7 protein-coding genes and 2 tRNA genes are annotated in these 10,773 nt (G+C 59.3%); 5 read left to right on the forward strand and 4 right to left on the reverse strand.

Annotation, left to right across the window (positions count from 1 at the left end; genetic code table 11):
• Window positions 1-65 precede the first annotated feature (65 nt).
• Window positions 66-1,439, forward strand: coding sequence for an adenylosuccinate synthase (locus tag ACIOWA_RS26305; RefSeq protein WP_401162694.1), 1,374 nt, complete (start codon window positions 66-68; stop codon window positions 1,437-1,439).
• A 139-nt stretch (window positions 1,440-1,578) separates the two neighbouring features.
• Complete coding sequence (locus ACIOWA_RS26310) at window positions 1,579-3,513, forward strand: methyl-accepting chemotaxis protein (RefSeq protein ID WP_401162696.1); 1,935 nt, start codon at window positions 1,579-1,581, stop codon at window positions 3,511-3,513.
• Between the two features lie 81 nt (window positions 3,514-3,594).
• On the opposite strand, the gene ACIOWA_RS26315 is transcribed toward ACIOWA_RS26310, so the two are convergent.
• The 4 genes from ACIOWA_RS26315 to ACIOWA_RS26330 all read right to left on the reverse strand — a co-directional run bounded on the left by ACIOWA_RS26315 (window position 3,595) and on the right by ACIOWA_RS26330 (window position 6,714).
• Entirely contained in the window at window positions 3,595-5,160 is a 1,566-nt protein-coding gene (locus tag ACIOWA_RS26315; RefSeq protein WP_401162698.1) for an ABC transporter permease, read from the reverse strand.
• Window positions 5,160-6,170 (reverse strand): extracellular solute-binding protein, encoded by a 1,011-nt coding sequence (locus tag ACIOWA_RS26320; protein ID WP_401162700.1) that lies wholly within the window; start codon window positions 6,168-6,170, stop codon window positions 5,160-5,162. The genes ACIOWA_RS26315 and ACIOWA_RS26320 overlap by 1 nt, the downstream gene beginning before the upstream one ends.
• A gap of 190 nt (window positions 6,171-6,360) precedes the next feature.
• A tRNA-Leu gene (locus tag ACIOWA_RS26325) sits at window positions 6,361-6,447 on the reverse strand.
• A gap of 180 nt (window positions 6,448-6,627) precedes the next feature.
• Window positions 6,628-6,714 (reverse strand) — tRNA-Leu (locus tag ACIOWA_RS26330).
• A 226-nt stretch (window positions 6,715-6,940) separates the two neighbouring features.
• On the opposite strand from ACIOWA_RS26330, the gene rnr reads away from it, so the two are divergent.
• The 3 genes from rnr to rpsF form a co-directional block, all read left to right on the forward strand.
• Window positions 6,941-9,571: a ribonuclease R gene (gene rnr, locus ACIOWA_RS26335; RefSeq protein WP_339433665.1), complete on the forward strand. Its 2,631-nt coding sequence runs from the start codon at window positions 6,941-6,943 to the stop codon at window positions 9,569-9,571.
• Window positions 9,568-10,332 (forward strand): 23S rRNA (guanosine(2251)-2'-O)-methyltransferase RlmB, encoded by a 765-nt coding sequence (gene rlmB, locus ACIOWA_RS26340; RefSeq protein ID WP_221733085.1) that lies wholly within the window; start codon window positions 9,568-9,570, stop codon window positions 10,330-10,332. The genes rnr and rlmB overlap by 4 nt, the downstream gene beginning before the upstream one ends.
• A gap of 307 nt (window positions 10,333-10,639) precedes the next feature.
• Window positions 10,640-10,773: 30S ribosomal protein S6 (gene rpsF / locus ACIOWA_RS26345; protein ID WP_401162702.1), on the forward strand; the 134-nt coding region annotated here is incomplete at its 3' end.

Consider the following 10,773-nt stretch of genomic DNA (forward strand, 5'->3'; position numbering starts at 1 on the left):
GCACACCCTTTGGCCGCCGCCCGTGATGCGGACCGCCACCGGCACATGAGACACCAGCACGCGCGATGGCACCCATCGCCACTGGCTTCTTGAGTTTTCCTGCCGGCCATCGCCGGCACCAAGTTTGCGCGAATGAGGACAAGTGTTATGGGAAGAATGTAGTAGTCCGGGGCAACCAGTGGGGTGATGAGGGCAAAGGCAAGATCGTTGATCTGCTGACCGAACATGCTGCCGCCGTAGTGCGCTACCAGGGTGGCCACAACGCTGGTCACACCTTGGTGATCGACGGCGAAAAAACCGTCTTGCACCTGATCCCGTCGGGCGTATTGCGCGAAGGCGTGCAGTGCCTGATCGGTAACGGCGTGGTGGTTGCACCTGACGCTCTGATGCGGGAAATCAACAAGCTGGAGGAGAAAGGTGTGCCGGTGCGCGAGCGCCTGCGTATCAGCCCGTCTTGCCCGCTGATCCTGTCCTACCACGTTGCGCTGGATCAGGCCCGTGAGAAGGCCCGTGGCGAGCTGAAGATCGGTACGACCGGTCGCGGCATCGGCCCGGCTTACGAAGACAAGGTTGCACGTCGCGGTCTGCGCATCGGTGACCTGTTCCACCGCGAGCGTTTCGCCGCCAAGCTGGGCGAGTTGCTGGATTACCACAACTTCGTACTGGTTAATTACTACAAAGAGCCGGCCATCGACTTCCAGAAGACTCTCGACGAGTGCATGGAATACGCTGAGCTGCTCAAGCCGATGATGCTCGACGTCACTGCCGAACTGCACGACCTGCGTCGCGCAGGCAAAGACATCATGTTCGAAGGCGCCCAAGGCTCGCTGCTGGACATCGACCACGGTACCTACCCGTACGTCACCAGCTCCAACACCACGGCCGGCGGCATCGCCACCGGTTCGGGCGTTGGTCCGATGTTCCTGGACTACATCCTCGGCATCACCAAGGCTTACACCACTCGTGTAGGTTCGGGGCCTTTCCCGACTGAACTGTTCGACGACGTTGGCGCATTCCTGGCCAAGCGTGGCCACGAGTTCGGTGCAACCACCGGTCGTGCCCGTCGTTGCGGCTGGTTCGACGCCGTCATCCTGCGTCGCGCTATCGATGTGAACAGCATCTCGGGCCTGTGCCTGACCAAGCTGGACGTACTGGACGGTCTGGAAACCATCAACATCTGCGTTGGCTACAAGAACGCTGATGGTGCAGTGATCGACGCACCAACTGACGCTGATAGCTACATTGGCCTTGAGCCGGTGTACGAGCAAATGCCGGGCTGGAGCGAATCGACCCTGGGTGCCAAGACCCTGGAAGAGCTGCCACAGGCTGCGCGTAACTACATCAAACGCATCGAAGAGCTGGTCGGCGCGCCGATCGACATTATTTCGACGGGCCCGGATCGCAACGAAACCATCGTTCTGCGCCATCCGTTTGCTTGATAAGTCGTTGATGTAAAAAACAAAGGCCCCTTAATTGGGGCCTTTGTCGTTTATGCCTGTTGGACGGCATGACCTTTGCTGTGATTCTGTCTACAAGAGTGCCATCAAATTAATGGCGTCAGACGTAGAGGTATTCACAGTGTCGGCCGTTCTCTCACTGTTACAAAGCCGTTTATTGCGGCCTGTATTCGTTACCCTTGGTATCGCCCTTTTGGTGCAGGTGTTGGTGGCCGTCGCCCTGACACGGAGCACGGTCACCGCGCTGGAAGCTGATCTGGCGGTGCGGCTCGGTGCTGACAGCCAGAAACTTTCCGGCGAACTGGAGCAGGCAGGGCGTGAAGTCACGTCGAGTCTTGATGCTTTGTCCGCCAACACTCGTCAGCGGCTGACCGCGGGTTTGTCGTCGCGTTTGAAGGAAGAGCAGGCGCAACTTCGCGCGACACTGGAAAAGGATCTGCAGGATTCGGCCAATGACATGGCCCAATTGCTGGCTTCCGTTGCACCTCGCGCCATGTGGGATAGCGATGTACCGACCTTGTCTGAATTCGCCCGGCGCGCCCAGCGCAACCCCAACGTGCTGTTCGTTGTGTACGACGATGCGACCGGTCAGCACCTGACCCGTTATCTCAATCGCGAAAACCCGATCAACAAGGCCTTGCTGGAAAAGGGCCAGGGTGAGCGTGCACTGGATAAAGTGCTGGATGCGGCGAAGCACGATCCGTCGGTCTATTACCTGGAGGCGTCGATCAATCCCAATGGCGTGGAAATCGGCAAGGTGTTGATGGGGGTCTCCACGGCGTCCGTAGAGACCGATCTGGCGGCACTGGATAAGCGCTTCTCGGCGTTGATCGCCAGCAGTGATCAGTTGGTTGGCGACAGCCTCAAAGGCGCGGCAGCCGACAGTGCGACCGCGATGCGCGCGCGCCTGCAATCGGCGCAATCGACTGCGGTAGAAATGAAAGCCAATACTGCCAGTACCGTGCAGGACGCCGCCGCGACTCTGCGCTGGCGGATCGGCATGGGCCTGGCGCTGGTCGGTGCGGGTGTGCTGCTGTTGTTGGCCGTGGTTTTGGGTCATCGTGTGGTCAATCGCCTGAAGATGCTCAACGTGGCGATGGATGATCTCGCAGCGGGTGAGGGCGATCTGACCAAGCGTGTGCAAATCAACAGCAAGGATGAGATCGGCGACATGGCCTCGGCGGTCAATCGCTTTGTGGATAAGTTGCAGCCGATCGTGCGCGAGGCGGGCGACGTGGCTCAGCGCACGGGTGTGGAAATCGGTGCGATGACCCTGCGCAATGCCGGCGCGGATGCTGCGGCCGGGATGCAGCGCGACGAAGTGGCGGAAAGTCTGCGCGCACTGTCGCAAATGGCTGATGAGGCGCAATCGGAAAGCCATGCCATGCAGGCGGCGTTGAAGCAGGTGGTCGACATTCGACAGGCCACCGATGAAAACACCCGCACGTCGGCCAAGGTCGGCAGCCTGATCGAGGCGCTCGCCGGACAGGTCGATACCGGGGCAAAAGTCATCGAGCGACTGGCGCAGCAGAGCGAGCAGATTGAAGTCGTGCTGACAGTGATTCACGGGATTGCCGAGCAAACCAATTTGCTGGCGCTGAACGCGGCTATCGAAGCGGCGCGGGCGGGCGAGACCGGGCGCGGTTTCGCCGTGGTGGCGGACGAGGTTCGTGCACTGGCGAGTAAAACCCAGAGTTCTACCGGCGACATTCAAGCGCACATTGTGGCTTTGCAGCAGGGCGCGCGTGAGGCGGTGGAGGCGATTGGTCAGGCTGGGCGTCAGGCCAGCGAAGGTTTGCTGGTGCTGCGTGACAGTGCGCGCTTACAGCAATCTGTGCAGGTGTCGGTCGAGCAGGTGCACGCGGCAATTGGTTTGGCCACGCAGGCGGCGGCGCATCAGGCGCAAGGTGCACAGGCAGTGCGTGGGCGGGTCGAGACGATTCATGCTCAAGCCGAGAAAGCGGCTCAAGCGGTGGTGGAGACCACGGCCAGTGGCAAGGTGCTGGATGGTTTGGCGGCCCAGCTCAAGGCGAGCCTGGGGCAGTTCAGGGCGTGATTCAGATCCGATTGCCAGTAGGCTGGCTCCCACAGGGGGATGCATTCCACTGTGGGAGTGAGTCGGCTCGCGATGGCCGTTTCAGCGGCTCAGGTACATCCGGGTTGTCAGCAGATAAACCGGCAATCCAGAAACCACAATCAACAGCGCCGCATAAGGCGCTGCGGCCGCAAACTCGACATTCGCCGTATGCGCCCACACCTCGGTTGCCAACGTATTGAGACCGGTCGGACTCAGCAGCAACGTCGCGGTCAATTCCTTCATCGCATCCAGAAACACCAACGCAAACGCTGCGCCCAATGCCGGGAAGATGATCGGCAGTGTCACCCGGCAAAACGCCGTAAACGACGATGCGCCCAGTGTGCGTGCAGCCTCTTCCAGTTGCGGCGCTGCCTTGTTCAGTGCCGTGCGGATCGGAGCCTGAGCCAGCGGCAGGAACAACAGCGCATAAGCGATCAGCAACAGGCCGGACGTTTGATACAGCACAGGCACGTAGTGCAGGGCGAAATACACCAGCGTCAGCGCAATCACCAAACCCGGCAACGCATGCAGCAGATACGGCAAGCGTTCGGCCCAGATCGCCAGTTGGCCTTTATAGCGCACCACCAGCAGCCCGACCGGCACTGCCAGCAACAGGCACAGTGCCGCGCCACCCAGCGATAACGCCAGCGATGACAGCAGCGCCTCGGTAATGGCCGCAACCGGGAATGCAGCCGAAGAGCCTACAGCCAGCCAGTACGCCAGCATGCCCAGTGGAATTGCGCTGCCAATGATTGCCAGGATCAGGCAATACAACTGGCCGACCGCAACCCAAGGCCCTAGCTGAACCTGTTCAGCCTGACGCGCCGCACCTTGCCCGGTGCGCACGTGCCGACCCTTGCCGCGTACTCGCAGTTCCAGCCACAGCAGCACCAGGCACAGCGCGAGCAGCACGGCGGACAGCATTGCCGCATTGGCGTTGCTGAATGCCAGTTCGAATTGTTGGTAGATCGCCGTGGTAAAGGTTTGCAGGCCAATGATCGACAGTGCGCCAAACTCCACCAGCATGTGTAAGGCGATCAGCAGCGAGCCCGCTAGCAGCGATGGCCAGAGCAGGGGCAGGGTGACCCGGAAAAAAACGCCCCAGCGATTCTGCCCCAAGGTGCGGGCTGACTCTTCGAGAGAAGGATCGAGATTGCGCAGGGTTGCCGCCACTGGGAGAAAGATCAGCGGGTATTTCGACAGGCTCATCACCAGAATCGCGCCGCCGAGGCCTTCGAACTGTGCGCTCAGCGAAACCCAAGTGAAGCTGCTGACAAACGCCGGAACCGCGAACGGCAGGCACAGGATCACGCCCCACAAACGCCGCCCCGGCAGATTGCTGCGCTCCAGCAGCCAGGCCAGCGACAGACCGATCACGCCGCAGGTGATAGTCACGCCGACCATCAAGGCCAGCGTATTGCGCAGTAGACCGAAGACATAGGGGCGCCACAACAAATGCAGCGCCTCGGCCCAGCCGGCCTGCCAGGTCTTTATCCCAACGTAGGCCAGCGGCAACAGGCTCAAGACCACCAATAGCAATACCGGCAGTACCAGCCAGATCGATGGTCGCTTGCGCCGTGGCACGTACCCCCCGCGCGCGGCGGGGGCGGATAACGATGCGGTCATCAGTTCAAGCCAACTTCACGTTCCAGCTCCAGTGCTTGTTCAGCATTGCCCAAATCGGCCGGTGTGACGTTCGGCGCGTCCAGTTCGCGGAACGGCTTGAGGCCGCGATCCGATTCCATGCCTTTGTGCAGCGGGTATTCGGCGGTGGTTTGGGTGATCACGCGCTGGCCTTCTTCGCTGGCCATGTAGGCGAGCAATTGCTGCGCTTCTTTTGGGTGTTTGCTGGATTTCAGCACGGCAGCGCTGGAAACGGTAATCAAGCCGCCGACATCGCCGCCGGTGAAGTAGTGCAGTTTGGAATCCAGTTGGCCTTTCTCGCGTTGCAGGGCGAACCAGTAGTAGTTGTTCACCAGTACGGCGGCGACTTCACCGTTCTCGACGGCTTTGAGCGCGACCATGTTGTTGCTGTAGGTCTTGCCGAAAGCGCGCAGGCCGGTCAGCCATTCTTCGGCGGCATCGCGACCGTGCATTTTGATGATGGCCACGGCCTGTTCCTGGAAGGCGCCGCTGGTGGGCACAAAGCCGATCTTGCCTTGCCATTTCGGCTCGGAGAATTCCATTACCGACTTCGGCAGGTCTTTTTCGTCGATCAGTGTCGGGTTGAACGCCGCCACGCGAACGCGAGCGGTGACGCCGATCCAGGTGCCGTTGCCAGCGACGTATTTTTTCGGCAGTACGGCCAGTGTGGCGTCATCGGTCTTGGCCAGCAGGCCTTGTTCGCCGAGGTTATTCAGTGGAGGGGATTCTTCGGTGTAGATCACGTCGGCGGGGGAGCGGTCGCCTTCTTCGATGATCTGGCTGGCAAGCTGATTGCTGCTGCCTTTGCGGACATTGACGTGAATGCCGGTCTTGGCTTCAAAGGCTTTGGCGATCGCGTCGCCGACTTCCTTGTGTTGGCCGTTGTAGAGAGTCAGGGAAACCGCATCGGCAGCCTGGGCGAGGGGAGTGGCGAGTGCCAGGCCAAGGAGGGTGAAGGTAAAGCCTCGGCGCAGGGTGTTTCGAAACGTCATTCGCAGGGTTCCTCACTGTCGCATTGCAAAAACTTGCAACAATGATAAACGATATTGTTTCTCAAATGCGCCTTGTGGCGTACGAGCAGGTTTGCTAAGGCGAGGGGAATGGATTTTCAAATGCCAGAAACGCAAAAACCCGCTTTCGCGGGTTTCTGTGAAATCCAAGGCCTTAACCTTGAATTTGAATTGGTGCCCAGAAGAAGACTCGAACTTCCACGACCGTAAGGTCACCAGCACCTGAAGCTGGCGTGTCTACCAATTTCACCATCTGGGCAATCATCGCTAGCGTTGCCGCTGTTGATGTGGCGCACTATACGGAGCGCGTTTTAATCTGTAAACCCCTGATTTAATTTTAATAAATCAGTTTTAAGAAAACCGTTCCTTAGAATGCAAAAAACCCGCTTTCGCGGGTTTTGTGTGAGCCTTGAAACTGATCTAGTCTCAAGCTCTGAATTGGTGCCCAGAAGAAGACTCGAACTTCCACGACCGTAAGGTCACCAGCACCTGAAGCTGGCGTGTCTACCAATTTCACCATCTGGGCAGTATCGGCAGCGCATGTGCGTCGTCGATGGCGCGCACTATACGGAGCGTCTTTTTAACTGTAAACCCCTGCCAGCAAAAAAAATGGTTTTTTTTACCGGCGGTGTTCAAAACGGCTTTCCAGCTTCGATACAGGGCTTCAGAAGGGCCTTATAGAGTCGGAAATTTCCCGTTTGATGGCGCCTATGCCAAACTAACCCGTATATAGACAAGGTGAAAACTATCTAATGGCCGATTGGCAGTCCCTCGATCCCGAGGCCGCTCGTGAAGCGGAAAAATATGAAAACCCTATTCCTAGCCGCGAACTGATCCTGGCGCATCTCGCCGATCGGGGTTCGCCTGCTGCCCGCGAGCAACTGGTCGAAGAGTTTGGTCTGACCACAGAAGACCAGGTCGAAGCCCTGCGCCGCCGCCTGCGCGCCATGGAGCGCGACGCTCAACTGATCTACACCCGTCGTGGTACTTACGCGCCGGTGGATAAGCTCGACCTGATCCTCGGTCGCATCAGCGGTCACCGTGACGGCTTTGGCTTCCTGGTGCCGGACGACGGTAGCGATGACCTGTTCATGAGCCCGGCGCAAATGCGCTTGGTGTTCGACGGTGATCGCGCGCTGGCCCGTGTTTCCGGCCTCGATCGTCGCGGTCGCCGCGAAGGTGTGATCGTTGAAGTGGTGACCCGTGCTCACGAAAGCATTGTCGGTCGCTACTTTGAAGAGGGCGGCATCGGCTTCGTCGTTGCGGATAACCCGAAGATCCAGCAAGAAGTGCTGGTGACCCCGGGTCGCAATGCCAACGCCCAGATCGGCCAGTTCGTTGAGGTGAAGATCACTCACTGGCCGACACCACGCTTTCAGCCGCAAGGCGATGTGGTTGAAGTGGTCGGCAACTACATGGCGCCGGGCATGGAAATCGATGTCGCCCTGCGTACCTACGATATTCCGCACGTCTGGCCTGAAGCGGTTCTCAAAGAAGCCGCCAAGCTCAAGCCGGAAGTGGAAGACAAAGACAAAGAGAAGCGCGTCGACCTGCGCCATCTGCCGTTCGTCACCATCGACGGCGAAGATGCCCGCGACTTCGACGATGCGGTCTATTGCGAAGCCAAGCCTGGCAAGCTGCGACTGTTCTCCGGTGGCTGGAAGTTGTACGTGGCGATTGCCGACGTTTCCAGTTACGTGAAAATCGGTTCGGCGCTGGACAACGAAGCCCAGGTGCGCGGCAACTCGGTGTACTTCCCTGAGCGCGTAGTGCCGATGCTGCCAGAGCAGTTGTCCAACGGCCTCTGCTCGCTGAACCCGCATGTCGATCGTCTGGCCATGGTTTGCGAGATGACTATCTCCAAGTCTGGCGAAATGACTGACTACTGCTTCTATGAGGCGGTGATTCATTCTCACGCTCGTCTGACCTACAACAAGGTCAGCGCGATGCTGGAAACGCCGAAGGTTGCCGAAGCGCGTAAATTGCGTGGCGAATACACCGACGTCGTGCCGCACCTCAAGCAGCTTTATTCGCTGTACAAAGTGTTGCTGGCCGCCCGTCATGTGCGTGGCGCGATCGATTTCGAGACTCAGGAAACCCGGATCATCTTCGGTTCCGAGCGCAAGATTGCCGAAATCCGCCCGACCACCCGTAATGATGCGCACAAACTGATTGAGGAATGCATGCTGGCGGCCAACGTGGCCACTGCCGAATTCCTGAAGAAACACGAAATCCCGGCGCTGTACCGTGTCCACGATGGTCCGCCGCCGGAGCGTCTGGAAAAACTGCGCGCCTTCCTCGGTGAGCTTGGCCTGTCCCTGCACAAAGGCAAGGACGGCCCGTCGCCGAAGGACTATCAGGCCTTGCTGGCGAGTATCAAGGACCGTCCGGATTTCCATCTGATCCAGACCGTGATGCTGCGCTCGCTGAGCCAAGCGGTGTACAGCGCTGACAATCAGGGCCACTTCGGCCTGAATTACGAAGCCTATACCCACTTCACTTCGCCGATCCGTCGTTACCCGGATCTGCTTACGCACCGCGCGATCCGCAGCGTGATCCATTCGAAACAGGACACCCCGCACGTTCGTCGTGCCGGCGCGATGACCATTCCGAAAGCGCGCATCTATCCGTACGACGAAGCGGCACTGGAGCAACTCGGCGAGCAATGCTCGATGAGCGAGCGCCGTGCCGACGAAGCGACCCGCGACGTAGTGAACTGGCTCAAGTGCGAGTTCATGAAAGACCGCGTGGGCGAATCGTTCCCGGGCGTGATCACCGCCGTGACCGGTTTTGGCCTGTTCGTCGAACTGACCGATATCTACGTCGAAGGCCTGGTGCATGTCACCGCGCTGCCGGGTGATTACTACCACTTCGATCCTGTGCATCACCGCCTGGCGGGCGAGCGCACCGGTCGTAGCTTCCGTCTCGGCGACACCGTTGAAGTGCGCGTGATGCGCGTCGATCTTGACGAGCGCAAGATCGACTTCGAGATGGCGGAAAAAACCATCAGCGCACCGATTGGTCGCAAAAAGCGCGGTCACGAAACGGCTGCTCCAGCCGCCAAGGCTTCGGAAGAAAAGGCGCCGGCAAAAACCGCCAGTCGCCGTCCGGCCAAGGAAAAAGCTGTCGAAGCCTATCGCCCAAGCGATGCCGTGGCGAAAAATGCCGAGCTGCGTAAAAGCCGTGAAATGAAGAAAGCGCTGCTTTCCGACGCCAAAAACGGTGGTAAAGCGGCGTCCGGGGGAAAGACCGGGCGGTCGGCGCCTGAAAAGGCGACCGGCGGCAAGCCAGCCAAACCGAGCAAGCACCGTAAAGGCCCGCCGAAGGCGGGTTCTGCTCCAGCCAAAAGTGGCGGAGCACGTAAACCGAAGGCGAAGTCATGAGTCAGTTGGAAAAAATCTACGGCGTTCACGCGGTAGAAGCGTTGTTGCGTCACCACCCCAAGCGCGTCAAGCAGATCTGGCTGGCCGAAAGCCGTAACGATCCGCGTGTGCAGACCCTGATCGAACTGGCCAATGAAAATCGTGTCCAGGTCGGTCAGGCAGAGCGACGTGAAATGGACGCTTGGGTTGAAGGCGTGCATCAGGGCGTGGTCGCGGACGTGAGTCCTAGCCAGGTCTGGGGCGAGGCGATGCTCGACGAGTTGCTTGATCGCACCGAAGGCGCGCCGCTGTTGCTGGTGCTCGACGGCGTGACCGATCCGCATAACCTCGGTGCCTGTCTGCGTTCGGCGGATGCTGCTGGTGCGCTCGCCGTGATCGTGCCCAAAGACAAGTCGGCGACCCTGACGCCCGTCGTGCGTAAAGTGGCCTGCGGTGCGGCGGAAGTGATTCCGCTGGTGGCAGTGACCAACCTTGCGCGCACGCTGGAAAAGCTGCAGCAGCGCGGTTTGTGGGTTGTCGGTACGGCGGGCGAGGCCGAGGTCAGCATTTATGACCAGGACCTGACCGGCCCGACCATCCTGATCATGGGCGCCGAAGGCAAAGGCATGCGTCGCCTGACTCGCGAACATTGCGACTATCTGGTGAATCTGCCGATGGCCGGTAGCGTCAGCAGTCTCAACGTGTCCGTGGCGACGGGTGTATGCCTGTTCGAAGCGCAGCGCCAGCGTGGCGTCAAAGCCAAGGCCTCCGCCAAGAAATAAAGTTGTATGCAATCAATTGTGGGAGCGGGCTTGCTCGCGAAGGCGCAGTGTCAGTCGACAACAATGTTGCCTGATGTATCGCATTCGCGAGCAAGCCCGCTCCCACATTGGTTTGTGGTGAAGGCAGGATTGGTGATTGTTCAAATAATCACCAATTGCCTTGCACCTCTTCAGTCCCTTCTCTACAATTGCGCCCCTTGCTGTCACGGCAGGCACGCATGTGCCCCGCACCGGCAAGTCCATAAGTGTCATTCACTCCTTGTCTGACCGTTTTTGAGCGGCAGGCTACAACCCGTAAGGAGCATTCATGCGTCATTACGAAATCATCTTTTTGGTCCACCCGGATCAAAGCGAGCAAGTCGGCGGCATGGTTCAGCGTTACACCAAGCTGATCGAAGAAGACGGCGGCAAAAACCACCGTCTGGAAGATTGGGGCCGTCG

This window comes from Pseudomonas sp. NPDC087614 (assembly GCF_044743485.1).
Lineage (GTDB): Bacteria > Pseudomonadota > Gammaproteobacteria > Pseudomonadales > Pseudomonadaceae > Aquipseudomonas > Aquipseudomonas baetica_A.